Source organism: Methylobacterium durans, assembly GCF_003173715.1.
In the GTDB taxonomy this organism is placed as follows: Bacteria; Pseudomonadota; Alphaproteobacteria; order Rhizobiales; family Beijerinckiaceae; genus Methylobacterium; species Methylobacterium durans.
This window is the reverse complement of the sequence record NZ_CP029550.1, coordinates 5460622-5486062: the sequence shown is the minus strand read 5'-3', so window position 1 is coordinate 5486062 and position 25441 is coordinate 5460622. Positions and strand designations below refer to the sequence as shown.

Here is a 25441-nt window from a genome sequence, read left to right as displayed (position 1 = left end):
GGGGGCCGCGCTCAGCGGCTCCCGCCGCCGCCGCCATTGGCGCTGCCGTTCGGGATCGCCCGCTCGGGGAAGCTGGCATTGCCGCCCGCGGCGGAGTTCGTGGTGATGGTCTCGGCGCCCGTAGCGCCCGGGGCGATGACGACGTCCCGGCTGTTTCCGGTCGTGTTCGGCTGGTTCTGGATCACCACGCCGGGCGGCCGGGCTCCCGGAAGCGGGCCCGGGAGGATCTGGGCCAGGGCGGGGCCCGCCGTCACGAGGGCGAGGCCGGCGAGGAGCGCGCGCATCATCTCAGGGTTCTCACGGGTCTGTGGCAGCCGCGGCGGGACGCGCCGCGGTGGCGGGCGGAACTTCGGCTCGCCTTCCGACAGGTAGGTATGGTCGCGGCGGCCCGCCGCAAGCGGCCGAGCCCGCGCAAGAAAGAGCCCGCCGCGGTCGGGAGACCGGGCGGGCGAAGCCTTGGGAGGAACGCCGTCGGAACAGCGATGGAGTCAGGTTAAGCCGTTTCGCAACCGTGGCAATTCCCATGCACGCTGGGCTGGTATGCCAGGGATGACTGGATGGGCGCGGGCGCACGGTTCGTGCGCGGATCCACGCTCAGGCGTCGTCCTCCGGCGCGAACACCTCGCCGGCTTCCGCGAGGCGGACGTTGTCCTCGCCGGCCCGCAGATCCTGGAGCCGGCGGTACTCCGCGATCAGCCGGCGCAACTCCGGGCTGGCGGGCGGCACCGCCTCGGCCTCGAGGATCGCCCCGGTCGCGGCCTCGACCCGCGCCCGGTCCTCGGCCGGGAGCGCGGCCGGATCGCCGAGCCCGAATTCCTGCGCGATGCGGGCGACGATCTCGGCCCGCTTCCCATCCACGTCGGACATGCTCCCGAACCTCCCGCTCGGGCGCGGACGCGCCCCCGAACCGCCCGATGGGGCCCGTCCGCGCCGAAGTGCGCCGCGGACGGGCCGGCTCCTCTCGCAATTCCGCCGGCGCCGCGTCGTTCCGTCGGGGCCGGACACGAAGACGAGGGAGAGCCATCCTGACGGCGCGCGTCCGGACCGGATCGGCCGGGCGCGCGATCTCCGGAGCGGGGACGGAACGCGAGCGTACGGAGCGGGACACGTGCCCGAACGGTCAAGCTTTCGTCACGCTTCCCCGCGAGGACGGGGGCCGTCAACACGAACCGGAGGAGCCTGCCCTTGCAGAAGTCCCACGCGCGCGACGACGCCCCCAAGACCGCCAAGATCCTGCTCGGAAACGAGATCATCGGCTGCCGCCTCCGCGAGGCCGGTGCCGAGGAGGCCCGCCTCGAGCTGATCAGCGCCGCCGGCATTCCCGAGCATTTCGTCCTGGCCGTCGGCGCCGGCGACGAGCGGCTCGCGCGGGTGACCTGCCGGAAGCAGGGCGGGAACGGCGCCGAGCTCTGGGTCCGGTTCCTCGGCCCCGCGCGGCTCGCGGCCTGATCCCGCCCCTGATCCTTGCCCCGGGTGCCTCGGGCACCGCGGGGCGCCTCCCGGCGTTGGCGCAGACGATGCGCAACGCAGGAGAGGTCCCGATGACGAAGGACGGCACCGACACGCAGGCCGAGCGCATGCCGCACGGCAAGCCCGAGAGCGCGGGGCTGGCGAACACCCCGCAGGACACCGCGACCGGCCGCGTGCAGGCCCAGGGCGGCCCCCTGGAGCGCCCCGGAACCGAGGCCGAGGAAGAGGAAGCGGGCAAGGCCGACACGAAGCGGCGCACGGATTTCTGAGGATCGGCCCGGGCGGCTCGCGAGGGGAGGCGCGGCCGCGGAACTGCGGCCTTCGCCGCCCCGTTGGCTCGGGGACCGACATCGGAGATCACCATGGGCACGACGACGACCCGCACCGCTCTGGCGGCCGCCCTTCTCATCGCGCTCACCGGCGCCGCCTCGGCGCGGGGGGCGGAAGCTCGGGCAGCGGCCTCTCGCCCTACGCGGCGGAATCCGGCAACGACCGCTCGGCGGGCGTGAACAACGGCAATTACCGCAACCCCGCCTAGACCCCTACATCCGGGCCTATGGCGGGCGCTACGATTACCCGGCCCGCTACCCCCGCGAGCCCGGACCGGGGCCCTATTACGGCTATCCCTACTGAGATCGCGAACACCGGCGGCCCGCCGCCTCAGGCGGGCTCCGGGAGCCGATAGCCGGCGGCGCGCCCCGCCCGCGCCGCGACCGCCGCGACGAGCCGATCGAGGCGCTCCTCCGGCAGGGCCGCGCTCGCCGCGAGATGGTAGGTCTCCCAGCCGATGCTGAGGAAATCGAGGCCGAACCGCTCGGCGGCCGAACGGGCGCCGAGGCCCGCATCGGCGGTGCCGGTGGCGATCACGGCGGCGACCGCCTGGTGGGTGAATTCCTCGACGCCGTAGCCGGCGATCGCGGCCGGCGCGAGACCCAGCTCCGCCAGCATCCGGTCGAACCAGACCCGGGTGCCCGAACCCTTCTGGCGGTTGACGTAGCGCACCCGCCCCGTCGCGAGGTCGCGCAGGGAGCGGACGCCGAGCGGGTTGCCGGAGGCCAGGAGCAGGCCCTGCTCGCGGTGAAACAGCGGCCGCACCCGCAGGCCCGGATTGTCGACGAGCTCGACGAAGGGCGCCCCCGCCCCGGCGAGGCCGAGCGATCCGCAATGGAAGCCCGCCACGTCGGCCCGGCCGTCGAGGAGCCGCTGCACGGCCTGGCTGCTGCCGACGACGGCGATGTCGCAATCCCCCAGCGCGGCGAGCGTGTCCATCAGCACGAGGTCGTGGCTCGCCGCGATCGCGAGCGGGCGGGGCGCGCCGCCGATCAGGCTCGCGAGCCGCGCCTCGATCGCGCGGGCCTCCCGGGCGAGCGGCGCGGACAGCCCCGCCGCCGCCTCCGACAGGGCGCGCGCCAGGGCGAGGCCGACGGGCGTGAGGGCGGTGCCGTGGCCGCGCGTCTTGCGCACGAGCTGCTGGCCGAGCGCCGATTCCAGGCTGCGCAGGCGGTCCCAGGCGGCGCGATAGGACAGATCGAGGGCGGTCGCGACGCCCTGCACCGATCCCGTCGCCTCGATGGCGGCGAGGAGCGCGAGCGTGTCCGCCACGGGAACGCACCGGGTGCCGAGACGCAGCACGCCGCCGAGCCCGAGTTCCACCGCAATGTCGGCGCGGGCCGGTTCCGTCATGTCGCGCGTCGCCCCCACCCGCATCCGGCCCCGGCGGGACCATCGCTGCGCCTCATAGCATATCGCCCCGCGCGCCCGCTGGGCCGGCCGGCCGATCCGGGGGTTTCCGACCGCCGAAGGCGGGATCCGACCGCAAGAATCATCCGATTGAGCCAAAATTAACCAAACCAGCGCTCAATGGGCGAGGCTCAAGGTCGATCATCCCCGCATCGGTGACCACGGACCGGACGGCATTCGCGCTGGCGCGCGGATGGATCCGGAGCGTGCCCGCGCGGCCGGCCTGAGCGGGAAGCACGTACCCCGAGTCTGCCCCGCATGGTCCACGTTGCGTACCCGTCCGGCCGTTCCGCCGCGTCCCTCCGCCGGCGCCGCCTCAGCCGCGCCTTAAGCCTCGCCTTCGTCGGCATCGGCGTCGCGGCCTCCCTCGCCTCCGTTCTTCCGGAGGGGGAAAGGCCAACCGAATCGGCGGCCGCCGAGCCGCGCCCGGCCGCTCCCGCCCCGGCCGAGGCCCCCATCCGCGCGACGCTCGCCCTCGCGGCGCCCGGCGCCGCCGCCTGGATGCTCGACCCGAAACCCCTGTCCGCAGAGGCCGCCGCCTTCGCCCCCGCGCGGCGGGCCGAGGCCGGCCTGATCCCGCCGCCGCCCCGGGAGCCCCGGCGCGTCGAGCCGGCCCCGCTGCTCGCGGCCGTCGAGGCGCCCCGCCCTGCCCCGACCGTGCCCCTGCCGGTGCCGCGCCCTCCGGAATTCCGGCGCCTCGAAGCCGCGATGACGCCGCGCCAAGCGGGCCGCACGCCGATGCCCTCGACCCGCAGCGTCTTCAGCGCCGCGACTGCGGAGCGCCCCTTCTTCGAGCGCATGCTCGGCGGAGCGGACGAGCCGCCCGCCGCCCCGGCCCTGGCCTACGCGGCGCCGCAGCGCGACGGCATCGACGACTCGCCCCGCGCCCGCCTCAGCCCGGCCCCGTCGCCCGGGGCCGGCACCGCCATCTACGACATCAGCGCCGCGCGGGTTTACCTGCCGGGCGGCGAGGTGCTGGAGGCGCATTCCGGCCTCGGGGCGAGCCTCGACAACCCGCGCCACGTCCATCTGCGCATGCGCGGCTCGACGCCGCCCGGCACCTACGACCTGACCGAGCGCGAGCGGCTGTTCCACGGCGTGCGGGCGATCCGCCTCAACCCGGTCGGCGGCAGCGCCGCCATCCACGGGCGCGACGGCATCCTCGCCCACACCTACATGCTCGGCCCGAGCGGCGCCTCGAACGGCTGCGTGGTCTTCCGGCAATACGACCGCTTCCTGCAGGCGTTCCTGCGCGGCGAGGTCCGCCGCCTCGTCGTGGTGGCGGGCTCCAGGCAGGACGGTCCCCCGGCCGGCGGCAGCCGCATCGGCCTGTGGGACCGCCTGACCGGACGGGCGGGCGGCTGAGACGAGATCTCCGGTCTCAGCCGGGCGCGACGGGCTCCCTCGCCCGTTCGGGAGAGGGGGGCGACCTCTCCGGATGACGCGTGCCCCTCACCCGGTCCGCGTTCCGCGGACTGAGACCGCCCGAGCGCGAGAGGCGGGCGGGGCCTACTGGCCGCCGTCGATGCGCTGGCCGAGCAGCGCGATGGCCTTCTGGTAGACGGAGGCCGCGTTCCAGCCCTGGATCGCCGCGAAGTTCGGCTCGCCCGGCTGGTAGCCGGCGCCCGCCCGCCAGCCATGGGCCTTGAGGAAGTTCGCGGTGGCGTTGAGCGCGTTCGGGGCGCTGTCGAGGCTGCCGCCCGTGCCGTAATTCAGCACGTTCTTCGGCAGGAACTGCGTGTGGCCGACCTCGCCGTGCGCGGCGCCGCGCGTGTTCGCCGTCAGGAGCCCGCGGTCGACGAGGGTCAGGGCAGCGTAGAGCTGGTCCGTGAAATAGGCGGAGCGGCGGCAATCGTAGGCCAGCGTCGCCACGGCCGAGAGCGTGTTGATGTTGCCGCGCACGGCCCCGAAGCCCGTCTCCATGCCCCAGATGGCCAGAAGCGGGCCCGGAGGCACGCCGTAGCGCTGCTCGATCGAGGCGAACAGGGCGGCGTTCTGCTGCTTGAGCGCGCGCCCGCGCGAGACGATGGCCGGGCCGCCGCGCTTGGCCAGGAACTGGTCGAGGGAGAGCTTGAAGCTCTTCTGGCCGCGGTCGGCCGAGATGGTTGGGGACGAGTAGGAGGTCTGCATCAGGGCGGCGAGGCTCGCGGCGCTGGCGCGCCCGCGCGCCTCGTCGGCGAATTCCCGCTTCCACGCCTCGTACCCGGCGGCGGAATTCCCGCATTGCGCGGCCTCCGCGCGGCCGGCGAGGCCGACGAGGGCCGCGAGGGCGGCCGCCGCCGCGGATCTCCTGTACCGACTCGTGATCATCCAGAACTCCTGTATGCGACGGGTCCGGGAACCGCGGCCCACGGCGCGCGACCTTGGCCGCTCCGACGTGCCATGCGGATTCGTCGGCGTCTAGGCAAGCCCCCCGCGGAGGTAAGCGAAGCGTTCCGGTGCCGGGATGATGCGACGCGGAGGGGCGAGCGCGGCTCCCTCTCTCGTTCGGGAGAGGGTTGGGGTGAGGGATGCGACCTCTCCGGAATGGTCGCACCCCTCACCCGGTCGGCTGACGCCGACTCAGACCTTCCGGACGGGAGAGGTGGGCGCCCGGCTCGTCCTGCGGAGCGCGACGGAAGTGAGGACATCGCCACGGTTCTGGGCCGGGCGCGGATCCCCTTTCCCGTTCGGGAGAGGGACAGGGGGAGGGATCCAGGTCTTTCCGGAGAGGTCGCACCCCTCACCCGGTTCGCATTCCGCGGACTCGACCTCTCCCGGACGGGAGAGATGGGGTGAGCGGCCGGACGCCGCGCACGCATGAGAATGAACGTTCATTGACGTGAGAATGAACGTTCATTACACGGGTGTCGGAGGAGCCAGCATGCACCTGTCGAGCCGCGTCGTCCGATCCCTGCCGCCCCAGCGCGGAGGCGCCCTTCGGCGTGTTCTGCCGCGCCGCTTGCGCATCCGGGCGCAGCTCCGCGTCCTCGCCTCGCCGATGAACGTCCTCCTCGGGGGCCTCCTGGTGCTCGGATGGCTCGCGTTCGTCGGCTGGACCGGCGCCGGGCCGACGGGGTGGCAGGCGCGCGTCTGCGGCGGCCTCGACCTGCGGCCTCAAGCCTGCGGCCCCGTCCGGACGCGGGACGAGGCGGTCCGCCGGCTCGGGAGCCGCCTGTCGTGAGCGCCGCCGCCGGCACCCTTCTCGACGCCCGCAGCAGCCAGGCGGCGCGCCGCGAGCACATCCTCGACGCCGCCGAGGCCTGCTTCGTGCGCAACGGCTTCCATCGCACGACCATGCAGGACCTCGCCCGCGAGGCCGCCATGAGCCCGGGCAATTTCTACCGCTATTTCCAGTCGAAGGAGGCCCTCGTCCTCGGCCTCGCGGAGCGCGAGCGCCAGCGCGGCATGGCCCTCGTCGAGGCGATGGAGCGCGCGGGCGACCGGCACGGCGCGCTCATCGGCATCATCGAGCGCTACTTCCTGGCGATCACCCGCGAGACCGCGATCCTGCGCGTCGACATCTGGTCGGAGGCCACCCGCAACCCGGACATCGCCGCCATGGTGACACGGGGCGAGGCGGAGGCCCGCGCCTGGTTCGTGGAGACGCTGGCGGCCCTCGCGACCGGGCCCGGTCGCGACGCCGCCGCGCTCTACGAGGCGATGAACCCCCTGATGAAGGGCATCATCGTGAACCGCGCGGTGGCCGACGATTACGACCCGGCTCCGGCCGTCGCCCACCTCCTCGCGCTGATCGAGACCGGCCTCGCAGGCCGCCCGATCGACCGCTGACGGGACGAAAAAGCCCATGACCTCCATCCTCTCCCGCGTCGGTCCCGCGCTCCTCGCCCTCGGGTTCTCGGCGGCGCCCGCCCTGGCGGAGACCGGCCCGGCCCCGGCCGGAATCCGGCCCGCGCCCGCCATCAGCGTGGTCGAGGCGGCCCGCCGCGAGATCGTCGAGACCGTCGTCGTCACCGGCACGCTGGTGCCGCGCGACGAGATCCTGGTCAGCCCCGAGATCGAGGGCTACCGCGTCACCGAGGTGCTCGCGGAAGAAGGCCTGCGCGTCGAGCGCGGGCAGGTCCTGGCGCGCCTCTCCCGCGACCTGATCGACCGGCAGCTCGCCCAGCAGAACGCCCTCGTCGACAAGGCCAGGGCCGCGATCCCCCAGGCGCAGAGCACGATCGAGCAGGCTGAGGCCGCCGAGCTCGAGGCCCGTCTCGCCCACGACCGCGCGAGGCAGCTCCTCCAGACCGGCAACGCCACCGCGGCGGTGATGGAGGGTCGCACGGCCGCGCTCCGCCAGGCCGAGGGCAAGCTCGCCTTCGCCCGCAACGGGCTCGTCATCGCGAGAGCCGATCTGGCGCAGGCCGAGGCCTTGCGCGCCGAACTCGAATTGCGGCTCGCCCGCACCGAGATCCGGGCGCCGGAGGCCGGCATCGTCAGCCGCCGCACCGCCCGCGTCGGCCTCGCCGCCTCGGCCTCGGCCGAGCCCCTGTTCCGGATGATCGCCCGCGGGGAGATCGAGCTCGAGGGCGAGGTCATCGAGACCAAGCTCCCGCTCCTGCGCGAGGGCAAGGCCGCCTGGATCGAGATCGGCGACGGCGAGCGCGTCGCGGGCAGCATCCGCGCGGTCTATCCGGAGGTCGACAAGTCCACCCGCCTCGGCAAGGTCCGCGTCCGCCTCGACGCCGACCCGCGCCTGCGCATCGGCACCTTCGTGCGCGGCGGCGTCGAGCTCGCCCGCACCCGCGGCGTGACCGTGCCGCAAGCCGCCGTGCTCTACGGCGGGGCCAAGCGCAGCAGCGTGCTCGTGGTCTCGGGCGACAGGGTCGAGGCCCGCGAGGTCCGGACCGGGCTCTCCGACGCCGACGATGTCGAGGTCCGCGCCGGCCTCGACGCGGGCGAGCGCGTGGTGGCCCGCGCCGGCAGCTTCCTGCGCGAGGGCGACCGCGTGCGCCCCGTCCTCACCGCGACGCCGGCGCCCGCCGTCGCCGCGACGCCCGCGCCGCGCGACACCGCGGAGGCCGGCCTGCCGTAAGGCGGCCCGCCTCCCCCATCCTCCTCGCAACCGACGGATCGCGCCATGCGCCTCAACGTCTCCGCCTGGGCGATCCGCAACCCGATCGCGCCGCTCGTCCTGTTCCTCGTGCTGGTGGTGCTCGGCCTCGTCAGCTTCCGCGGCCTCGCCGTCACGCGGATGCCGAATGTCGACGTGCCGATCGTCTCGGTGGCGATCACGCAATCCGGCGCCGCGCCCTCGGAGCTTCAGACCCAGGTCACCAAGTGGGTCGAGGATTCGATCGCGGGCGTGCGCGGCGTCAAGCACATCACCTCGGCGATCACCGAAGGGTCGTCCGTGACGACGGTCGAGTTCCGGCTGGAGGTGAACACCGACCGGGCGGTGAACGACGTCAAGGACGCGGTCTCGAAGATCCGCATCAACCTGCCCCGCACCATCGACGAGCCGGTGATCAGCCGGGTCGAGATCGCGGGCCTGCCGATCCTCGTCTACGGGGTGAAGGCGCCCGCCATGACGCCGGCCGAACTGTCGTGGTTCGTCGAGGATACCGTCGCGCGCAGTCTGCAGGGGGTGAAGGGCGTCGGCGGCGTCGAGCGCGTCGGAGGCGTCGCCCGCGAGGTGCGGGTCACGCTCCAGCCCGACCGGCTGCTGGCGCTCGGCATCACGGCGGCCGACGTGAACCGGCAATTGCGCCTCACCTCCGCCGACATGGCGGGCGGGCGCGGCGAGGTCGGCGGGCGCGAGCAGTCGATCCGGACCCTGGCCGCCTCGCGCAGCGTGCGCGACCTCAAGGCCACCTCGATCGTGCTGCCCGGCGGCCGCAAGGTACGGCTCGACGACCTCGCGACGATCGAGGACGGGATCGAGGAGCCGCGCACCTTCGCCCGCTTCAACGGCGAGCCCGTCGTCGCCTTCGCGGTCTCGCGGGGCTCGGGCGCGAGCGACGCCGAGGTCGCGGCCGGCGTCGAGAAGCGCATCGCCGAGTTCCGGGCGAGCCACCCGGACATCGCCTTCGAGACGATCGATTCCTCGGTCTCGGCCACGATCGGCAGCTACGATTCGGCCATGCACACCCTCATCGAGGGCGCGGCGCTCGCGGTCGTGGTGGTGCTGCTGTTCCTGCGCGACTGGCGGGCGACGCTGATCGCGGCGGTGGCGCTGCCGCTCTCGGTCTTCCCGACCTTCTGGGCGATGGACGCGCTGGGCTTCACGCTCAACGGCATCAGCCTGCTCGCGATCACGCTCGTGACCGGCATCCTCGTCGACGACGCCATCGTCGAGATCGAGAACATCGTCCGCCACATGCGGCTCGGCAAATCGCCCTACCGGGCCGCGATCGAGGGCGCGGACGAGATCGGGCTTGCCGTCATCGCCATCACGGCGACCCTGATCGCGGTGTTCGCGCCTGTCTCCTTCATGGGCGGGATCGCGGGGCGCTACTTCATCCAGTTCGGGCTCACCATCGCGGTCTCGGTGTTCATGTCGCTCCTCGTCGCGCGCCTGATCACCCCGATGCTCGCCGCCTACTTCCTGCGCGACCACGGCCATGCCGAGGAGCGCGAGGGATGGGTGATGCGCGCCTACGGGCGCCTCGTCGGCTGGTCGGTGCGCCACCGGGTGATCACGCTCCTCGTCGGCCTCGCGCTGTTTGCCGGCTCGCTCGCCTCGACGGCGCTGCTGCCCTCCGGCTTCGTGCCGAAGCAGGACAATGCCCGCACGCTGGTCATGGTCGAGCTGGCGCCGGGCGCGAAGCTCGCCGACACCGTGGCCGTGTCCGACCGCGTCGCCGCCCGCATCCGGGCGCTGCCCGAGGTGACCTCAGTCTTCGTCGACGGCGGGCGCCAAGCCGGCGGCAAGATGGAGACGCGGCTCGCGACGCTGACCGTGAACCTCGTGCCGAAGAGCGCGCGGCGGAAGAAGCAGGCGGCGATCGAGACCGAGATCGCGGGCCTCGTCGCCGAGGAGCCCGACATCCGTTCCTGGACCCTGCGCGACAGCGGCCAGCGCGACCTCGCCCTCGTGGTGAGCGGGCCCGACGCCGCGGAGGTCACCGAGGTCGCCGCGCGGCTCCAGCGCGACATGGCGGAGATCCCGCATCTCGTCGCCGTGATGTCGACCGCGCCGCTCGACCGGACCGAGGTGCGCATCCGCCCGAAGGAGGGCGCGGCGGCCGATCTCGGCGTGACGACGGACGCCATCGCCGAGACGGTCCGGGTCGGCACGATCGGCGACATCGGCCTGAACCTGCCGAAGTTCAACGCCAAGGATCGGCAGGTGCCGATCCGGGTGCAGCTTCCCGAGAGCGCCCGCGGCGCCGTCTCGCGGCTCGAGACCCTTAAGGTCCCGGCCAAGAACGGCGCGGCGGTGCCGCTCGCGGCGGTGGCCGAGATCGAGCTCGACAAGGGACCGGGCGCCATCGACCGCTACGACCGCGCCGTGCGCGTCGCCGTCGAGGCCAACATGGAGGGCTCGGACGCGCTCGGCTCGCTGATCGCCCAGGCGCTCGCAACGCCGACCGCGAAGAGCCTGCCGCCCGGCGTCACCATCCGCCAGACGGGCGATGCCGAGATCATGGCCGAGGTCTTCTCCGGCTTCCTGATGGCGATGGGCGCCGGGATCATGATGGTCTACGCGGTGCTGGTGCTCCTGTTCGGCTCGTTCCTGCAGCCGCTCACCATCCTGTTCTCGCTGCCGCTCTCGATCGGCGGCGCGATCCTCGGCCTCCTCCTCCTCAACATGCCGATCTCGATGCCCGTCGTCATCGGCATCCTGATGCTGATGGGCCTCGTGACGAAGAACGCGATCATGCTGGTCGATTTCGCCGTCGAGGAGATGGCCCGCGGCGTCGATCCGGTCACCGCCATCGTCGATGCGGGCCGAAAGCGGGCGCGGCCGATCGTGATGACGACGATCGCCATGGCCGCCGGCATGGTGCCCTCCGCGATGGCCCTCGGCGTCGGCGGCGAGTTCCGCGCGCCGATGGCGGTGGCGGTGATCGCGGGGCTGATCGTCTCGACCCTGCTCTCGCTCGTCTTCGTGCCGGCCGTGTTCCTGCTGATGGACGGCCTGTCGCGCCGGCTCGGGCGCATCTTCGGCCGCTTCGTCGGCGAGCGGGACGAGCCGGGCGAGGCGCCCCTGCCCCAGGCGGCTGCGGAGGGCGCCCGTTAGGGTGTGCCGATGCCGGGAGTGCCGCATCCCGGCGACGGTCCCGGACCGGCGGCGCGGCGATGATCGCGCGTTCCGGGACGATGGCCGCCGCCTGGGGACCGCGGCCCCCGACTCTTAAGGGTTCGAGCCGTAGCGCAGAGGGACCGTGACCCTGATGTCCGTGATGCCCAGATGTTCGGGAATCGGAGGAAACTGAAAGCCGACGGGGACGGCCTTCAGAGCCATGCTGTCGATGTTGGAAGACCCCGAGCTCGTCCGCAGCGACGCCTTCTTGACCGTTCCATGTCGATCCAGATCGAACGTGACGATGGAGATTCCACCGAGCGAGCTTCGATAGAAGCTCGTTTGCATGCGATTGTGGATGATCCGGGACACGGCGAACTTGTACTGTTCGAGCGATTCAGAAAATCGGTGTCCGGGAACGGTTTGAGCGTGGACTGGCGCGGTCGTGATGGAGACACAACTGCAAGCCGCAGCAATCAACAGGGCGCGCATCATCGGATCGTTAACCAAACTCGCCGCGGGCATTGGCGGGGGCGATGCCGACACAGTAGCGAGCCGTGGCTGCCCGAGGCAATGCTTGCGCCCTGACCTAGCGGCGAGTCGTGCCGCGGCGTGCGGCGGGGGCTGATCGAGGCGACCGCCCACCTCTCCCGAACGAGAGAGAGGGCGCGGCGCTTCTCCAGCCGTCCGCGTGCGGATCGGAACCAGCATTCGTTAGCGCCGCCTGCACCGGCCCCGGCCCAGCATCGGTCCGCGCGAAGCGCCGGACGGCCTTCGCGAGGCCGGTCGGTCCGGCGGGAGGGGCCGATGCGCCCGGGAACGCTCTTCATCCTCGGTCTCCTCGCCTGCGCGCCGGCCGCGGCCGGCGGGGTGGGCCCCGTCCACGTCCATCCCGGCGCCGCCCAGCCCGGCCGCACCGAGGTCGGTCCCTACGCCCGCGATCTGCCGCGCGGCGCCGCCGCCCCGACGAGCGCGGCGCGGCCGCCGCTCTATGCCGATCTCGGCACCCTGAGCTGGCCCGTCGAGACGCCGAGCGCGGAGGCGCAGGCTTATTTCGACCAGGGCTACCGGCTCGCCTGGGGCTTCAACCACGCCGAGGCGGCCCGTGCCTTCCGGGCGGCGCAGGCCCTCGACCCCGCCTGCGCGATGTGCCTGTGGGGCGAGGCCTGGGTGCTCGGCCCCCACATCAACTACCCGATGGATGCGGACGCCATCCCGCGGGCGCTCGCGGTTCTCGCCCGCGCCCGCGACCTCGCGGGGCAGGCCGCCCCCGAGCAGGCGGCGCTGATCGAGGCCCTCTCGCGCCGCTACGCGGCCTCGGATCCGGCCGACCCGGGCCAGGCCGACCGCAAGGCCCTCGACCGCGCCTTCGCCGACGCGATGGAGCAGGTGCAGGCGCGCTTTCCCGAGCACACCGAGATCGCGCTCCTCACCGCCGACGCGCTCATGAACCTCTCGCCCTGGGATTACTGGGTGGACGGAGGACGGACCCCGAAGGGCGCCACCGAGCGGATCCTCGCGCTGATCGAGGGCGTGCTCGGGCAGCGCGCGGACGCGCCCGTCCGGCCGAACCCCGACCATCCGGGGGCGATCCACCTCTACATCCACATGGTCGAGGCTTCCGACCGGCCGGAGCGGGCAGCCCCCACGCGGCCCGGCTCGCCGCCCTGATGCCCGGCACCGGCCACATCGTGCACATGCCGAGCCACATCTGGTACCGGCTCGGGCTGTGGCGGGAGAGCCTGGCGGCGAACCGGCAGGCGGTCGCGGCCGACGAGAGCTTCATCGCGGGCGGCGGGGCGAGCCTCCTCTACGCCCAGGCCTATTACGCCCACAACGTCCACTTCGTGCTGGTCTCGGCCCTGATGGGCGGGGACGGCGCGACCGCCGTGCAGGCGGCCGAGAAGCTCGCCGGAATCGTGACCGAGCGGGCGCAGGCCGAAATCCCCTGGACGCAGCCGATCGCGGCCGCGCCCTACGTCGCCCATGCCCGATTCTCGGCGCCCGAGACCATCCTCGCCCTGCCGGATCCCGGCGCCGCCTTCCCCCTGGTGCGGGCCCACTGGCACTACGCCCGCGGCGAGGCGCTGGTCCGGCTCGGCCGCGTCGACGCGGCGCTGGCGGAGGCCGCGGCGATCGACGCGCTGGCGCAGCTTCCCGCCATCGGGGCGATGCCCGAGGCTGGCGTGCCGGCGCCCGACATCCTCGCCGTCGCCGCGCGGGTGGTGCGGGCGCGCGCGGCGCGGGCGAAGGGGGACGACCCGGGGGCGATCGAACTGCTCACCGCCGCCGCGGCGATCCAGGACCGATTGCCCTACATGGAGCCGCCCTTCTGGTACTACCCGGTGCGCCAGTCCCTCGGCGCGGTCCTGCTCGCCCAGGGGCGGCCCGAGGAGGCGGCCGCCGCCTTCCGGGAGGCGCTGGCCCGCGTCCCCAACAACGGCTGGGCCGCCTCCGGGCTGCTGCGTGCGGCGCAGGCAAGCGGCGACGCCGCGGCCGAGGCGCAGGCGCGAACATCCCTGGAGCGGAGCTGGTTCGGCGGCGAGCAGCCCGGGCCGGAGGCGCTATAGCCCCGGCGGCGGCGCGCCCGCCGCCGCATGGCCGCCCCGCCCCCCTCGCCTTCCCCTCGCGCGATCCTTGCCGTAAGGCCCCGGCAGCATTCCCCAGGACCGCGCGAGACCGCATGATACGCCTCGAGAAGATCGGCAAGCAGAACGGCCGGCAGATCGTCTTCATCGAGGCGTCCGCCGCCCTCCAGAAGGGCGAGAAGGTCGGTCTCGTGGGCCCGAACGGCGCGGGCAAGACCACCCTCTTCCGGATGATGACCGGCGAGGAGGCGCCGGACGAGGGCCAGGTCTCTTCCGACCGGGGCATCACCATCGGCTATTTCAGCCAGGATGTCGGCGAGATGTCCGGCCGCTCCGTCGTCGCGGAGGTCATGGACGGCGCTGGTCCGGTGAGCACGGTCGCGGCCGAGTTGCGGGACTTGGAGCACGCCCTCGCCGACCCGGAGCGGGCCGACGAGATGGAGGCCCTCATCACCCGCTACGGCGAGGTTCAGGGCCGCTTCGAGGAACTCGGCGGCTACGCCCTCGAAGGCCGGGCCTACGAGGTGCTGGCCGGCCTCGGCTTCAGCCAGGAGATGATGGACGGCGACGTCGGCAAGCTGTCCGGCGGCTGGAAGATGCGGGTGGCGCTCGCCCGCATCCTCCTGATGCGCCCGGACGTGATGCTGCTCGACGAGCCGAGCAACCATCTCGATCTCGAGAGCCTGATCTGGCTCGAGGATTTCCTGCAGAACTACGACGGTGCCCTGCTGATGACCTCGCACGACCGCGAGTTCATGAACCGCATCGTCACCAAGATCGTGGAGATCGACGGCGGCCAGCTCACCACCTACTCGGGCGACTACGCCTTCTACGAGCAGCAGCGGGCCTTGAACGAGTCGCAGCAGCAGGCGCAGTTCGAGCGCCAGCAGGCGATGCTCGCCAAGGAGATCAAGTTCATCGAGCGCTTCAAGGCGCGGGCCAGCCACGCCGCCCAGGTGCAGAGCCGGGTGAAGAAGCTCGACAAGATCGAGCGGGTGGAGCCGCCCCGGCGCCGCCAGTCGGTGGCCTTCGACTTCCAGCCGGCGCCCCGCTCCGGCGACGACGTCGCGATGCTGAGGAACGTGCACAAGAGCTACGGCAGCCGCAGCATCTACGCGGGCCTCGACTTCGCGATCCGCCGCAAGGAGCGCTGGTGCGTGATGGGCGTCAACGGCGCCGGCAAGTCGACCCTCCTGAAGCTCGTGACCGGCACGGCCGCGCCCGACGACGGCACGGTGGCGATCGGCGCGAGCGTCAAGCTCGGCTACTTCGCCCAGCACGCGATGGAGATGCTCGAGGGCGACCTCACCATCTTCGAGGATCTGGAGCGCTCGTTCCCGCAGGCCGGCCAGGGCTCGCTGCGGGCGCTGGCCGGCTGCTTCGGCTTCTCGGGGGACGACGTCGAGAAGCGCTGCCGGGTGCTGTCGGGCGGCGAGAAGGCGCGGCTCGCGATGGCCAAGATGTTCTACGACCCGCCGAACTTCCTGGTGCTCGACGAGCCCACCAACCATCTCGACATGGGCACCAAGGAGATGCTGATCGGCGCGCTCGCGCAGTACGAGGGGACGATGCTGTTCGTCAGCCACGACCGGCACTTCCTGGCCGCCCTCTCGAACCGCCTCCTCGAACTGACGCCCGACGGCATCCACCAGTACGGCGGCGGCTACACGGAATACGTGGCGCGCACCGGCCAGGAGGCGCCGGGCCTGAGGAGCTGAGGCACAGGTCCCCTCTCCCGTTCGGGAGAGGGACAGGGTGAGGGGTGCGACCTCTCCGGATAACGCGCACCCCTCACCCGGTCGGCCGACGCCGACTCGACCTCTCCCGAACGGGAGAGGTGTGGCGTTCACGCGGCGGCTCGGTAGCGCGCGGCGGCGTGGGCCTGCCCGAAATTCGGGACCATGGCGGCGCGCGCCGCGTCGTAGGCGCTCCACTGGGCGGCGTCCGGCAGGGGCGGGATCGTCACCGCCTCGCGCCGGTCGAAGCCGACCAGGGCCGCATCGACCAGTTCGCCGACCTCCATGACGCCGGTCAGCGCGTTCACGTCGCGCCCGGAGCGCTCCCAGATCTCGGTGCGGGTCGCCGCCGGCAGCACGGCCTGGACGTAGACCCCCTTCGGGCCGAGCTCGCCCTGCAAGCCCTGGCTCAGGAACAGCACGAAGGCCTTGGTCGCGCCGTAGACCGCCATGCCGAATTCGGGCGCGAGGCCGACGACCGAGCCGATATTGACGATGGCGCCCGCGCCCGCGGCGGCGAAGCGGGGCGCGACCGCGCTCGCGAGCCGCGCGACCGCCGTGACGTTGAGCTCGATCAGCCGGGCGACCTGCTCGGGCCCCTGGTCGAGGAAGCCGCCGTGGCCGGCCGCACCCGCATTGTTCACGAGGACGCCGATGCGGGCATCCTCGCGCAGGCGCGCCTCGACGCGGGCGATGTCGGCCGCGTCGGTGAGGTCGGCGCGGACGACGTCGACGGCGATTCCGGTCTCGGCGCGCAGCCGCGCGGCCAGCGCCTCCAGGCGCTCCCCGTCGCGGGCGACGAGAACGAGGTCGTGGCCGCGCCGGGCGAAGCGGTCGGCGTAGACGGCGCCGATGCCGGACGAGGCCCCGGTGACGAGGACGGCGGGCTTGCTGCTCATGGTGGAACTCCCTATCTCAATCATGATGGTCATCATGTAAAAACAATCATGATGACCATCATGATTGAGGTCAAGCAGGGATCGGTCCCGTCGAGGTGAGGTTGCGCACATGAAGGTCAGCCGCGAGCAGGTGGTGGAGAACCGTCGCCGGATCCTGGAGGCCGCCGGGCGCCTCTTCCGCGCACGCGGCTTCGAGGCCGTCACCGTCGCCGAGGTGATGCGGGCCGCCGGGCTCACCCACGGCGGCTTCTACGGCTACTTCCCGTCGAAGGAGGCGCTGATCGCCGCCGCGCTCGCGGAACTCGTGGTGGTGCCCGCGATCGAGCCCGTCGCGGTCGCGGATTATGCCGGGCACTACCTGACCCCCGCGCACCGGGACGATTGCGCGGGGGGCTGTCCCGTCGCGGCGCTCGGCGCCGAGACGATCCGGCAATCGCCCGAGGCGCGGGCGGCGATGACCGAGGGCCTGCGCCGGCAGATCGCGCGGCTGGGCGCGGGGGCACCCGGCACGGATCCCGAGGCGGCCCGGCGGGCGGCGATCGGCAGCTGGGCGGCGATGGTCGGCGCTCTGGTCCTCGCCCGGCTGAGCGACGACCCCCGCCTGTCGGACGAGGTGCTGGCGGAAACCCGGGCCTGGATCGGGCAGCGGGCGGGAGAGGCCGGATGATCGCGATCTACGCGTCCGTGTCCGCGCGGTGATCGCTCGCGCGTCTCCGTGATCGCTCGCGCGCTCCCGTGATCCCGGTGCGGAATTTCACACAGGTGAAGTTTCGGCGGCCCGCATCCGCCTAACCTGCCGCCAGCGCGTCATGGAGGCAGGCATGCCGCAGCACCTGATTCGAAAGCTCGAGCAATTCACGCGCCTGTGCCACGAGGACAGGTGCGCCCTCGTTGAGACCGCCAACCAGCGCCCGCGCCTCTACGGCGCCCACCAGGACATCATCCGCGAGGGCGACACGCCGGAGCACGTCAACCTGATCCTCGACGGCTGGGCCTGCCGCTACAAGACGCTGGAGAACGGTCGCCGCCAGATCATCTCCTTCTTCATGCCGGGCGACCTCTGCGATCCGCACATCTTCGTGCTGCGCGAGATGGACCACTCGATCGGCGCCATCACCCCGGTGCGCTTCGCCGAGATCTCCCGGGCGGCGATGATGCGGCTCACGGACCGGCATCCCCGGGTCACCCGCGCCCTCTGGTGGGAGACGCTGGTGACGGCCGCGATCCAGCGGGAATGGACGGTCAATCTCGGCCAGCGCACGGCGCTCGAACGCCTGGCGCATCTCCTGTGCGAATTGTTCATCCGCCTGCGGGCGGTCGGGCTGACGGACGGCGACAGCTGCCTCCTGCCGGTCACGCAGGTCGATCTCGGCGACGCGACGGGCCTGTCGAACGTGCACGTCAACCGCGTGCTGCAGGAACTGCGCGCCGCCGGGCAGATCGCTCTCAAGGGCAAGCGCCTGACGATCCCGGACCTCGAAGCCCTTCAGGACGTGGCGCTGTTCAACCCCAACTACCTGCATCTCGACCGCGAGGGACGTCACCTCGACGCGAACCAAACGGTCGAACACACCCCCGGCTAGCGAATGCGCGGGGACCGGGGGCTTGGCCCATTCAGAGCGGGCGCGTCCCCGCATCCGACGAAGCTCGAGGACGGCGAGAACGAGCGGGACCCCGATCAGGAACAGTGCGAACACGAGGCTCACGGCAACCCCTCCGGCTGGTTAAGACGATGCGGTCATGCGCCGGTTTGCGCCCGGCTCCGGATCAATGCGCGACGGGCCGCGCCGGTTCGCCGCCACCGGCAGGGCTCAGCGGCGCTCCGGGGCGTCGAGCAGGCGCTCGATCTCAGCCTCGGCCACGGCCCGGGCCTCGGCCTCGGACGGGTGCGGCTTGTCCGAGCGCCGGTAGAGCTTGCCCCGCTCGCGGATGGCCCAGCAATAATGGCCGGCGTGTTCCCGGCTGGGCCTGATCTCGAGCGTGTAGAGGTGCCGCAGATTCGCGCCCATGGGTAGGATGTGGCGGGTCGACCCCGCCCTCCGCAATGCGGCGCGCCACCCCCGCGTCCAAGACGCGCACCGGCTACGAGGTCGACCACTCGCGCCGGACTTCCTCGGTCGGTCTGTCGAGTCGCACCGTACCGCTCTCGACCGCGTGGACGAAATCGACGGGAATGAAATGGTGCAGGCCGCCGGCGGCCGGATCCGTCTTCGTCAGCTTGATCTCGCCGTTCTCGACGTGATCGACCGTGCCGACATGGGCTCCGTCGGAGCCGACCACCTCCGCGTGTTCCTTGATCTGAGAGACATCGACCATCGTTTCACTCCCTGTCCGCCAGCCAACGGGGACCGGACGAGGCGGTTCCGGCCGCCGCCACCTGCCCTATCTCCCGTTCCGCCCGATTCGTGGCGCGCCATGCCCCGGGCGGATGTCGGAGAGCCGGAGACGCCGTTGGGGAGCCGCTACGGATTGGAGATCCGCACCGCCGTCGCGGCGGACGCCCCCGGCCTCGCCGACCTGATGCGCACGGCCGGCCACCCGGTGCCCGCGCACGACCTCGCCGACCGGCTGGACCTCCTCCGCTACGGTCACGGGACCGCCCTCGTCGCCCTCGAATGGGGGCCGCCGAGCGGGATCGTCGTGCTGCACTGGTACCCCGCCCTGGAGCAGGCCTCGCCCGTCGCGCAGGTGACGCTGCTGCTGGTCGGGCCGGACGAGCGTCGCCGCGGGATCGGCCGCCAGTTGCTGAAGGCGGCCTCCCAGGCGGCGCGGATGGCGGGCTGCGGCACGCTGCACCTCCTCGCCGCGCCGGACCGGCCGGACCTGCGGGCCTTCTGCGCCGCGACCGGGTTCGTGGAGGCGGCGGCCGGCTTCGCCAGGCCCCTGCGCAAGAGAGGCTCGGCCGACCCGTGACCCGCATCGCCTTCGTGGATTTCGAGGCCTCCTCCCTCGGCAAGCGCAGCTACCCGATCGAGGTGGCGTGGGTGTTCGGCACCGGCGAGGCGGAGAGCTTCCTGATCCGGCCCGCGCCCGGCTGGACGGACTGGGCCCCGGAAGCCGAGGCGGTCCACCGCATCCCGCGCCCGCGCCTCCTCGCCGAGGGCACGGCGCACGACTGGGTCGCCCTGCACATGCTGACCGTCCTGCGGGGCGCGGAGCTGTACGCCTCCGCGCCGTCCTGGGACGGGCAGTGGCTGAGCCGGCTCCTGCGCGCGGCCGGCCTTCCGCGGCACGCCCTGCGCCTGCGGGACACCGGGGAGGCGCAGCGGCGTGCCGTCGTGCAGATCCTCCGCGCGGGCGGCGCCGCAGCGGACCGGGTCGGCGGCCTCGCGGACGGGATCCTGGCGGCGGTCGAACGGGACGCCGCGGGGGCGGGACCGCCGGCCCATCGCGCCCTGGCCGATGCCCGGGGCGAGCTGGAGCGCTGGCGCGACGCCCGGAGGCGCGCCGAGGCCGCGCTCCCCGAAGCCCGCGTCGATCCCGCCGGGTCCTGAGGGCCGGGACCGTGCGGTCAGCCAAGGGCGCCGCGTGCCGTGACGCGCACAGGGCGTGCGTCCAGCGATCACGATCCGGACCTCGAGACGTTGATCGCGATCATGGGCCGGAGGGCCGGGCTCGCCGCCGATGTCGCCCCTGTCCGAACCGCCGGAGCGGGCCTGCCTGACCGAGCGCGCCGGCGCCTTCTTCGCGGCGCGACCTGCGGGTCGCCCGCAGGCTCGTTCGGCCGGTTCGCGTGTCGCGGCGCCGGCGGTATGGCTATCGCATGACCGATCCGGATCGGTCTCTCGGAGCGGCACGCATGGCACCTTCCGCAGCCCTCGCGATGCCGGTCGGCCCCGGTGCTCCCCCGGAGGGCGGATCCCCCTGGGGCTCGCCGCCGGCCTCCTGGCGCTCGCGATCTTCGTCGTCGACACGTTGACACCGCTCGAGGGCGCGGTGGCCGTACTCTACGTCGTCGTGGTGCTCCTCGCCGCCAAGATCTCGCGGCGCGACCTCCTGCTCGCAGCGGCCGCCAGCGTCGTGCTGACGAGCCTCGCCTACCTGTCCTCGCACGGGCTCGGCGCGGTCGGCTCGCCGACGATCCGGGCGGCGGTGAGCCTCGCGGCCATCGGCATCGTGACCTTCCTGGCGCTCCAGAACCAGCAGGCCGCCGAGAAGCTCCGCGCGCAGGCCGAGCTTCTCGACCTGTCGCACGACATGATCGTCGTGCGCGATCCCGCCGGCCCGATCACCTTCTGGAGCCGCGGGGCGGAGGAATGCTACGGCTGGACCGGGAGCGAGGCCATCGGGCGCGGGGCGGACGACCTCCTGCGGACCCGCTACCCGTCCGACCGGGCGGAGGTCGAGGCGGAACTCCTCCGCCGGGGCCGGTGGGAGGGCGTGCTCCGGCAGCGCACGCGGAGCGGATCCGAGATCGTGGTCGAGAGCCGGTGGGCGATCCGGCGGGACGCGCGCGGCCGTCCCTCCGGCGTCCTCGAGACCCACCGCGACGTCACCGAGCGGGAAGCCTCTGACGCCGCGCTGAGGCGGAGCGAGCGGCGCTACCGGCGCATGTTCGACGCGAACCGCGCCGGCCTGCTGCGGCAGGACTGGTCGCAGATCCGCTCGGAGCTCGGCAGGCTCGAGGGGCGCGGCGTCCGGGACCTCGCCGCCCATCTCGCCGACGACACCGATTTCCTCGACCGGGCCAAGGCGTCGGTGCGGATCGTGGACGCCAACCCCGCCATGCTCGCGATGACCGGCGCCGGCGGCGTCGCGGGCGCCCCCGGCTCCCTCAAGGACATCCTGAGCGAGACGGACGGGACCTTCGCCGACGCGGTCCTCGCCTTCGCCCGCGGCGACCGCTTCTTCGAGGGCGAGACGGAGGTGCGGACCGTCGACGGACGGCGCGTCCCGGTGCTCTTCGGCCTGACCTTCCCGGGCGCGGAGGAGGGATCGGACGGCGAGGTCCTCGTCTTCGTCGTCGACGTGAGCGAGCGCGACAGGGCCCGGAACGCGCTCATCGCCGCGCAGGCGGATCTCGCCCGCGCCGCTCGCGTGGCGACGCTCGGCGAGCTGACCGCCTCCATCGCCCACGAGGTGAACCAGCCGCTCGCCGCCATCGTGACGAGCGGCGAGGCGGCGCTCCGCTGGCTGCGCCGGGACGTGCCGGATCTCGGCGAAGTCTCCAGCGCGCTGACGCGGACCATCGCCGAGGGCAAGCGCGCGAGCGCCATCGTGACCCGCATCCGGAGCTTCCTGGCGAAGGGGCCACTCAGGCAGGACAAGCTCGATCCCGCCGAGATCGTCGAGGACGCAATGCTCCTCGTCGAGCACGAGCTCGCCCGCAACGGCGTCAGCCTGCGCCTGCGGATCGATCCGGATCTGCCCGCCATCCTGGCCGACCGCGTCCAGGTCCAGCAGGTGCTGGTCAACCTGATGGTGAACGGCGTCCAGGCCATGAACGCGACATCCGGGACCCGGCAGCTGACGCTCGGGGCGCGGCGGGCGGCCGGTGCGGTCGCCTTCTCGGTCGGCGATACCGGTCCGGGCATCGCCGAGGACCATCGCGCGCGCCTGTTCGAGCCCTTCTTCACGACGCGAAGCGAGGGCATGGGCATGGGCCTCGCGATCTGCCGCTCCACCGTCGAGGCCCATGGCGGCCGGCTCACCGTCGAGACGCGACCCGGCGCGGGGGCCACCTTCGCGTTCACGCTTCCCGTCGCAGGAGGGGACCCGCCATGATCGAGCCCGTCGCGCGTGCAGCCCCGTACGCGTCCCCGAAGCCCTTCGTCGCCATCGTGGAGGACGATGCGGGCGTGCGCGACTCCCTCGGCAGCCTGTTCCGCTCGGTCGATCTGGAGGCGCGGCTCTTCGGCTCGGGGGCGGAGTTCCTGGCCGAGGCCCTTCCGGACGCGCCCGGATGCATCGTCCTCGACGTGCGGCTGCCCGGTGTCAGCGGCCTCGACTTCCAGGGCGAGCTGGTGCGGCTCGGCATACGGCTGCCCGTCGTCTTCATGACCGGCCACGGCGACATCCCGATGTCGGTCCGGGCGATGAAGGCCGGCGCGGTCGATTTCCTCGCGAAGCCGTTCCGCGATCAGGACATGCTGGACGCCGTGACGGCGGCCATCGCGCGCGATGCCAAGCGCCGGAGCGAGCAGGGCGCGCAGGACGACCTGAGGGCGCTCTACGCCGCCCTCACCCCGCGCGAGCAGGAGATCATGGCCCAGGTCACGGCGGGGCTGATGAACAAGCAGGTCGCGGGCAATCTCGGGCTGAGCGAGATCACGGTGAAGATCCACCGCGGCAACGTCATGCGGAAGATGAAGGCCAAGTCCCTGGCAGACCTCGTGCGGCAGGCCGGGGCGCTCGGGATCTCGTCTCGACGGTAGGGGCCGGACAAACCTCCGTATGGTTCCGGGGATACCGGCCGGCCGCTATGCAGAACCCCGATGCCGCGCCCTGCGTTCTCGCTGCGAGACGCGGTGCGGTGAGGCAGGAGCGATGACGGAGGCGCCCATGATCGCGATCGTCGACGACGACGAGGCCGTCCGCTCGTCCCTGGCGAGCCTCGTGCGCTCGCTCGGCTACCGCGTCCGCACCTACGGGTCGGGGCCGGATTTCCTGCGCGACGCCTTCGACCGGGAGCCGGCCTGCCTGATCTCGGACGTCCAGATGCCGGCCATGACCGGAGACGAGCTGCAGGCGCGCCTCCACGCGGCCGGGCGCCGGTTTCCGATCATCTTCCTGACGGCCTTCCCGACCGATTCCGTGCGGCGGCGCGTCCTGGATGCCGGGGCGCAGTGCTTCCTGAGCAAGCCGCCCGACGGCGACACCATCATCCGCTGCATCGAGGAGGCCCTCGGCGGCCGTTCGCTGCATTGAGGCGATCCGTCGGCCCCGCCGGGACCGATGGGTCGCGGCCCGCGGCGGAGCCAGTGGCCTTCAGCCCTTCACGAAGGCGAGGAGGTCCGGGTTGAGCACGTCGGCGTGGACGGTGAGCATGCCGTGCGGGAAGCCCGGATAGGTCTTCAGGGTGCCGTTCTGGACGAGCTTGACGGACAGGCGGCCGGCGGCATCGATCGGCACCACCTGATCGTCCTCGCCGTGCAGGACGAGGGTCGGCACCGAGATCGCCTTCAGATCGTCGGTCTGGTCGGTCTCGGAGAAGGCCTTGATGCCCTCGTGATGCGCCTTGGCGCTGCCGATCATGCCCTGGCGCCACCAGTTCTGGACGATGCCCTGCGAGACCTCGGCGCCCGGACGGTTGAAGCCGTAGAAGGGCCCGGAGGCGACGTCGAGGTAGAATTGCGCGCGGTTGGCGGCGAGCGCGGCCCGGAACCCGTCGAAGACTTCGATCGGCGTGCCGGCGGGGTTGGCCTCGGTCCTGAGCATCAGCGGCGGCACGGCGCTGACCAGCACGGCCTTGGCGACCCGGCCCTGCGGTTGACCGTGCCGCGCCACGTAGCGCGCGACCTCGCCGCCGCCCGTGGAATGCCCGATGTGGATCGCCTCGCGCAGGTCGAGATGCTCGGCGACAGCCGAGGCGTCGGCCGCGTAGTGATCCATGTCGTGGCCATCGCTGAACTGGGTCGAGCGCCCGTGCCCGCGCCGGTCGTGGGCGACGACGCGGTAGCCGTGCTGCAGGAAGAACAGGAGCTGGGCGTCCCAATCGTCCGCCGAGAGCGGCCAGCCGTGATGGAACATGATCGGCCGGGCGTCCTTCGGCCCCCAATCCTTGTAGAAGATCTCGACGCCGTCGCGGGTGGTCACGTAGGGCATGGGGAGGCTCCTGCGGGCGTCGCCCCGGGCGGCGATCCGCTCCGCTGCCGCTCCCCTATCAGGCCGCTCGACGGAGCGGGACCATTCGTACGCTCGGCGCGGGCATGAGCGGCGGGCATGAGTGGCGGCCGGTGCCGGGCACCCGGCCCGGGCCGGAGCGGTCGCGCGTGAGGGTCGCGCCGCGGGGGGCGGCATCGCCCAATCCTGCGTATGTCTGACGATCCGCACGTATCTCCCGTGCATACCAAGGTTTATCTTACAATCTTCGTTGGTCGCGTCAAAATATATCCCATCGCAGGCAAGCAATATTGCACTGATCCTGCGCACAGGAGATAGTCATGACCAAGAAGTTCTTCGTCTCTCTGGCGCTCCTCGCCGGCATGGTCACGCCCGCCCTCGCCGAAGGGACCCGCACCATCCAGGCCTGGGGCTCGAACTTCGAGGTCCCGAACGAGCCAGCGCCGCTGCTCGCGGCGCCGGTGCCCGCCGCTCCGCGGGTGAACCGGCCCGCCGGCACCCACACGATCGAGGTCTGGGGCTCCGACTTCCAGGTCACGAACCGGCCGGTGCGCTGGACGGGCGCCCGCGCCTCCGCGCCGGTCGGCCCGAACCTCCCGCTCTACGGGAGCGACGAGGACGACGACAACGCCAAGAACCCCGCTCTGCCGAGCTACGAGCGCGGCAGGGGCCAGGAGACCGGCGGCCCGGCCCGCCTGCGGATTCCGAACTGATCGGCCCCGTCAACGACGGGCTTCGTGACCCACCGCGACAGCGCCGGAACCTTCGGTTGCGGCGCTGGCCGGTGGCGGGATCCCGCCGGGCACCTTGGTCGAGCGCCGGGCCGGAGGGCCCCTCCCCCGGCTGCCGGCGGCGGTCGTTCCGACGCGGCAGCCTCCGTCGGCCGATCATACCAAGGTTCGTCCTCTCGATCTCAAGAGTTCCGACACCCTGCAGGCCATCGAGCGAACTCGAGGCGATCGCCATCCCTGAACAGGCGGCGATCCGGCTCAGTCCCTTCCTGGCCGTCCCCGCATCTCGACCCGTGGGGGTTGACGCATCGGCCCGGAAGCC

The 25441-nt window shown here is 72.6% G+C and carries 27 protein-coding genes and 1 pseudogene; 19 read left to right on the top strand and 9 right to left on the bottom strand.

Annotation, left to right across the window (positions count from 1 at the left end; all coding sequences use genetic code 11):
• Positions 1 to 11: 11 nt before the first annotated feature.
• Both DK389_RS25415 and DK389_RS25410 read right to left on the bottom strand, forming a co-directional pair.
• Positions 12 to 287 carry a hypothetical protein gene (locus DK389_RS25415; RefSeq protein ID WP_418291972.1) on the bottom strand — a complete coding sequence of 92 codons (276 nt, stop codon included), beginning with the start codon at positions 285 to 287 and terminating at the stop codon, positions 12 to 14.
• A gap of 307 nt (positions 288 to 594) precedes the next feature.
• Positions 595 to 867, bottom strand: a complete 273-nt coding sequence (locus DK389_RS25410) for a hypothetical protein (protein ID WP_109893835.1) — start codon at positions 865 to 867, stop codon at positions 595 to 597.
• Positions 868 to 1185: 318 nt separating this feature from the next.
• On the opposite strand from DK389_RS25410, the gene DK389_RS25405 reads away from it, so the two are divergent.
• The 3 genes and pseudogenes from DK389_RS25405 (at position 1186) to DK389_RS35775 (ending at position 2103) form a co-directional block, all read left to right on the top strand.
• Positions 1186 to 1449, top strand: coding sequence for a hypothetical protein (locus tag DK389_RS25405; RefSeq protein ID WP_109893833.1), 264 nt, complete (start codon positions 1186 to 1188; stop codon positions 1447 to 1449).
• A 92-nt stretch (positions 1450 to 1541) separates the two neighbouring features.
• The gene (locus tag DK389_RS25400) at positions 1542 to 1739 is read left to right on the top strand and encodes a hypothetical protein (RefSeq protein WP_109893831.1); all 198 of its coding nucleotides are present in this window, start codon (positions 1542 to 1544) and stop codon (positions 1737 to 1739) included.
• Between the two features lie 93 nt (positions 1740 to 1832).
• Positions 1833 to 2103: pseudogene (locus DK389_RS35775) on the top strand (hypothetical protein).
• Between the two features lie 27 nt (positions 2104 to 2130).
• Here DK389_RS35775 and DK389_RS25395 read toward each other — a convergent pair.
• Positions 2131 to 3153, bottom strand: coding sequence for a substrate-binding domain-containing protein (locus DK389_RS25395; protein ID WP_109896836.1), 1023 nt, complete (start codon positions 3151 to 3153; stop codon positions 2131 to 2133).
• A 315-nt stretch (positions 3154 to 3468) separates the two neighbouring features.
• Between DK389_RS25395 and DK389_RS25390 the strand changes: the two genes are divergently transcribed.
• Positions 3469 to 4575: a DUF2778 domain-containing protein gene (locus DK389_RS25390; protein ID WP_109893829.1), complete on the top strand. Its 1107-nt coding sequence runs from the start codon at positions 3469 to 3471 to the stop codon at positions 4573 to 4575.
• A gap of 144 nt (positions 4576 to 4719) precedes the next feature.
• Here the strand turns inward: DK389_RS25390 and DK389_RS25385 are convergent, their stop codons facing one another.
• On the bottom strand, positions 4720 to 5520 hold the full coding sequence (locus tag DK389_RS25385; RefSeq protein ID WP_109893827.1) for a lytic murein transglycosylase: 801 nt from the start codon (positions 5518 to 5520) through the stop codon (positions 4720 to 4722).
• Positions 5521 to 6073: 553 nt separating this feature from the next.
• Between DK389_RS25385 and DK389_RS25380 the strand changes: the two genes are divergently transcribed.
• From DK389_RS25380 to DK389_RS25365, 4 genes are read left to right on the top strand one after another with little or no spacing between them, the layout of a single operon-like run.
• On the top strand, positions 6074 to 6373 hold the full coding sequence (locus tag DK389_RS25380; RefSeq protein ID WP_109893825.1) for a hypothetical protein: 300 nt from the start codon (positions 6074 to 6076) through the stop codon (positions 6371 to 6373).
• A complete protein-coding gene (locus DK389_RS25375) occupies positions 6370 to 6981 on the top strand; it encodes a TetR/AcrR family transcriptional regulator (RefSeq protein WP_109893823.1) in 612 nt (203 codons plus the stop codon). The genes DK389_RS25380 and DK389_RS25375 overlap by 4 nt, the downstream gene beginning before the upstream one ends.
• A 16-nt stretch (positions 6982 to 6997) precedes the next feature.
• The gene (locus DK389_RS25370; protein ID WP_109893821.1) at positions 6998 to 8230 is read left to right on the top strand and encodes an efflux RND transporter periplasmic adaptor subunit; all 1233 of its coding nucleotides are present in this window, start codon (positions 6998 to 7000) and stop codon (positions 8228 to 8230) included.
• A 45-nt stretch (positions 8231 to 8275) separates the two neighbouring features.
• Positions 8276 to 11380, top strand: coding sequence for an efflux RND transporter permease subunit (locus DK389_RS25365; RefSeq protein WP_109893819.1), 3105 nt, complete (start codon positions 8276 to 8278; stop codon positions 11378 to 11380).
• Between the two features lie 114 nt (positions 11381 to 11494).
• On the opposite strand, the gene DK389_RS32895 is transcribed toward DK389_RS25365, so the two are convergent.
• Positions 11495 to 11878 carry an energy transducer TonB family protein gene (locus DK389_RS32895; RefSeq protein WP_162560850.1) on the bottom strand — a complete coding sequence of 128 codons (384 nt, stop codon included), beginning with the start codon at positions 11876 to 11878 and terminating at the stop codon, positions 11495 to 11497.
• A gap of 312 nt (positions 11879 to 12190) precedes the next feature.
• On the opposite strand from DK389_RS32895, the gene DK389_RS34565 reads away from it, so the two are divergent.
• The 3 genes from DK389_RS34565 (at position 12191) to DK389_RS25350 (ending at position 15689) form a co-directional block, all read left to right on the top strand.
• Positions 12191 to 13054: a hypothetical protein gene (locus DK389_RS34565; protein WP_236960357.1), complete on the top strand. Its 864-nt coding sequence runs from the start codon at positions 12191 to 12193 to the stop codon at positions 13052 to 13054.
• Positions 13054 to 13953 (top strand): tetratricopeptide repeat protein, encoded by a 900-nt coding sequence (locus DK389_RS34560; RefSeq protein WP_236960356.1) that lies wholly within the window; start codon positions 13054 to 13056, stop codon positions 13951 to 13953. The genes DK389_RS34565 and DK389_RS34560 overlap by 1 nt, the downstream gene beginning before the upstream one ends.
• 113 nt (positions 13954 to 14066) lie before the next feature.
• Positions 14067 to 15689, top strand: a complete 1623-nt coding sequence (locus DK389_RS25350) for an ABC-F family ATP-binding cassette domain-containing protein (RefSeq protein WP_109893815.1) — start codon at positions 14067 to 14069, stop codon at positions 15687 to 15689.
• 128 nt (positions 15690 to 15817) lie between these two features.
• Here the strand turns inward: DK389_RS25350 and DK389_RS25345 are convergent, their stop codons facing one another.
• Entirely contained in the window at positions 15818 to 16606 is a 789-nt protein-coding gene (locus DK389_RS25345) for an SDR family NAD(P)-dependent oxidoreductase (protein ID WP_109893813.1), read from the bottom strand.
• A gap of 109 nt (positions 16607 to 16715) precedes the next feature.
• On the opposite strand from DK389_RS25345, the gene DK389_RS25340 reads away from it, so the two are divergent.
• Both DK389_RS25340 and DK389_RS25335 read left to right on the top strand, forming a co-directional pair.
• A complete protein-coding gene (locus tag DK389_RS25340) occupies positions 16716 to 17273 on the top strand; it encodes a TetR/AcrR family transcriptional regulator (RefSeq protein WP_109893811.1) in 558 nt (185 codons plus the stop codon).
• A gap of 154 nt (positions 17274 to 17427) precedes the next feature.
• On the top strand, positions 17428 to 18189 hold the full coding sequence (locus DK389_RS25335; protein ID WP_109893809.1) for a Crp/Fnr family transcriptional regulator: 762 nt from the start codon (positions 17428 to 17430) through the stop codon (positions 18187 to 18189).
• Between the two features lie 228 nt (positions 18190 to 18417).
• Here the strand turns inward: DK389_RS25335 and DK389_RS25330 are convergent, their stop codons facing one another.
• Positions 18418 to 18615, bottom strand: coding sequence for a hypothetical protein (locus DK389_RS25330; protein WP_109893807.1), 198 nt, complete (start codon positions 18613 to 18615; stop codon positions 18418 to 18420).
• Between the two features lie 73 nt (positions 18616 to 18688).
• Positions 18689 to 18922 carry a DUF2171 domain-containing protein gene (locus DK389_RS25325; protein WP_109893805.1) on the bottom strand — a complete coding sequence of 78 codons (234 nt, stop codon included), beginning with the start codon at positions 18920 to 18922 and terminating at the stop codon, positions 18689 to 18691.
• A 135-nt stretch (positions 18923 to 19057) separates the two neighbouring features.
• Between DK389_RS25325 and DK389_RS25320 the strand changes: the two genes are divergently transcribed.
• From DK389_RS25320 to DK389_RS25300, 5 genes are all read left to right on the top strand, one after another.
• Positions 19058 to 19519: a GNAT family N-acetyltransferase gene (locus DK389_RS25320; protein ID WP_109893803.1), complete on the top strand. Its 462-nt coding sequence runs from the start codon at positions 19058 to 19060 to the stop codon at positions 19517 to 19519.
• Positions 19516 to 20100 carry a 3'-5' exonuclease family protein gene (locus DK389_RS25315; RefSeq protein WP_236960355.1) on the top strand — a complete coding sequence of 195 codons (585 nt, stop codon included), beginning with the start codon at positions 19516 to 19518 and terminating at the stop codon, positions 20098 to 20100. Before DK389_RS25320 ends, DK389_RS25315 begins: the two co-directional genes overlap by 4 nt.
• A 442-nt stretch (positions 20101 to 20542) precedes the next feature.
• Positions 20543 to 22330: a PAS domain-containing sensor histidine kinase gene (locus DK389_RS25310; protein WP_236960354.1), complete on the top strand. Its 1788-nt coding sequence runs from the start codon at positions 20543 to 20545 to the stop codon at positions 22328 to 22330.
• Positions 22327 to 22980, top strand: coding sequence for a response regulator transcription factor (locus DK389_RS25305; protein WP_109893799.1), 654 nt, complete (start codon positions 22327 to 22329; stop codon positions 22978 to 22980). The genes DK389_RS25310 and DK389_RS25305 overlap by 4 nt, the downstream gene beginning before the upstream one ends.
• Before the next feature lie 127 nt (positions 22981 to 23107).
• The gene (locus DK389_RS25300; RefSeq protein ID WP_335645501.1) at positions 23108 to 23473 is read left to right on the top strand and encodes a response regulator transcription factor; all 366 of its coding nucleotides are present in this window, start codon (positions 23108 to 23110) and stop codon (positions 23471 to 23473) included.
• 60 nt (positions 23474 to 23533) lie between these two features.
• Here the strand turns inward: DK389_RS25300 and DK389_RS25295 are convergent, their stop codons facing one another.
• Entirely contained in the window at positions 23534 to 24370 is an 837-nt protein-coding gene (locus tag DK389_RS25295; RefSeq protein WP_109893795.1) for an alpha/beta fold hydrolase, read from the bottom strand.
• 338 nt (positions 24371 to 24708) lie between these two features.
• On the opposite strand from DK389_RS25295, the gene DK389_RS25290 reads away from it, so the two are divergent.
• The gene (locus DK389_RS25290) at positions 24709 to 25101 is read left to right on the top strand and encodes a hypothetical protein (RefSeq protein WP_109893793.1); all 393 of its coding nucleotides are present in this window, start codon (positions 24709 to 24711) and stop codon (positions 25099 to 25101) included.
• Positions 25102 to 25441: the final 340 nt, after the last annotated feature.

What these genes read in the sequence shown, in the direction of transcription:
- DK389_RS34565 (WP_236960357.1), top strand. Translation starts at nt 12,191, where the DNA reads ATGCGCCCGGGAACGCTCTTCATCCTCGGTCTCCTCGCCTGCGCGCCG.
- DK389_RS25410 (WP_109893835.1), bottom strand. Translation starts at nt 867, where the DNA reads ATGTCCGACGTGGATGGGAAGCGGGCCGAGATCGTCGCCCGCATCGCG.
- DK389_RS25365 (WP_109893819.1), top strand. Translation starts at nt 8,276, where the DNA reads ATGCGCCTCAACGTCTCCGCCTGGGCGATCCGCAACCCGATCGCGCCG.
- DK389_RS25370 (WP_109893821.1), top strand. Translation starts at nt 6,998, where the DNA reads ATGACCTCCATCCTCTCCCGCGTCGGTCCCGCGCTCCTCGCCCTCGGG.
- DK389_RS25395 (WP_109896836.1), bottom strand. Translation starts at nt 3,153, where the DNA reads ATGACGGAACCGGCCCGCGCCGACATTGCGGTGGAACTCGGGCTCGGC.
- DK389_RS25325 (WP_109893805.1), bottom strand. Translation starts at nt 18,922, where the DNA reads ATGGTCGATGTCTCTCAGATCAAGGAACACGCGGAGGTGGTCGGCTCC.
- DK389_RS25415 (WP_418291972.1), bottom strand. Translation starts at nt 287, where the DNA reads ATGATGCGCGCGCTCCTCGCCGGCCTCGCCCTCGTGACGGCGGGCCCC.
- DK389_RS32895 (WP_162560850.1), bottom strand. Translation starts at nt 11,878, where the DNA reads ATGATGCGCGCCCTGTTGATTGCTGCGGCTTGCAGTTGTGTCTCCATC.
- DK389_RS25400 (WP_109893831.1), top strand. Translation starts at nt 1,542, where the DNA reads ATGACGAAGGACGGCACCGACACGCAGGCCGAGCGCATGCCGCACGGC.
- DK389_RS25340 (WP_109893811.1), top strand. Translation starts at nt 16,716, where the DNA reads ATGAAGGTCAGCCGCGAGCAGGTGGTGGAGAACCGTCGCCGGATCCTG.
- DK389_RS25290 (WP_109893793.1), top strand. Translation starts at nt 24,709, where the DNA reads ATGACCAAGAAGTTCTTCGTCTCTCTGGCGCTCCTCGCCGGCATGGTC.
- DK389_RS25380 (WP_109893825.1), top strand. Translation starts at nt 6,074, where the DNA reads ATGCACCTGTCGAGCCGCGTCGTCCGATCCCTGCCGCCCCAGCGCGGA.
- DK389_RS25330 (WP_109893807.1), bottom strand. Translation starts at nt 18,615, where the DNA reads ATGGGCGCGAATCTGCGGCACCTCTACACGCTCGAGATCAGGCCCAGC.
- DK389_RS25295 (WP_109893795.1), bottom strand. Translation starts at nt 24,370, where the DNA reads ATGCCCTACGTGACCACCCGCGACGGCGTCGAGATCTTCTACAAGGAT.
- DK389_RS25390 (WP_109893829.1), top strand. Translation starts at nt 3,469, where the DNA reads ATGGTCCACGTTGCGTACCCGTCCGGCCGTTCCGCCGCGTCCCTCCGC.
- DK389_RS25385 (WP_109893827.1), bottom strand. Translation starts at nt 5,520, where the DNA reads ATGATCACGAGTCGGTACAGGAGATCCGCGGCGGCGGCCGCCCTCGCG.
- DK389_RS25335 (WP_109893809.1), top strand. Translation starts at nt 17,428, where the DNA reads ATGCCGCAGCACCTGATTCGAAAGCTCGAGCAATTCACGCGCCTGTGC.
- DK389_RS25350 (WP_109893815.1), top strand. Translation starts at nt 14,067, where the DNA reads ATGATACGCCTCGAGAAGATCGGCAAGCAGAACGGCCGGCAGATCGTC.
- DK389_RS25300 (WP_335645501.1), top strand. Translation starts at nt 23,108, where the DNA reads ATGATCGCGATCGTCGACGACGACGAGGCCGTCCGCTCGTCCCTGGCG.
- DK389_RS34560 (WP_236960356.1), top strand. Translation starts at nt 13,054, where the DNA reads ATGCCCGGCACCGGCCACATCGTGCACATGCCGAGCCACATCTGGTAC.
- DK389_RS25305 (WP_109893799.1), top strand. Translation starts at nt 22,327, where the DNA reads ATGATCGAGCCCGTCGCGCGTGCAGCCCCGTACGCGTCCCCGAAGCCC.
- DK389_RS25345 (WP_109893813.1), bottom strand. Translation starts at nt 16,606, where the DNA reads ATGAGCAGCAAGCCCGCCGTCCTCGTCACCGGGGCCTCGTCCGGCATC.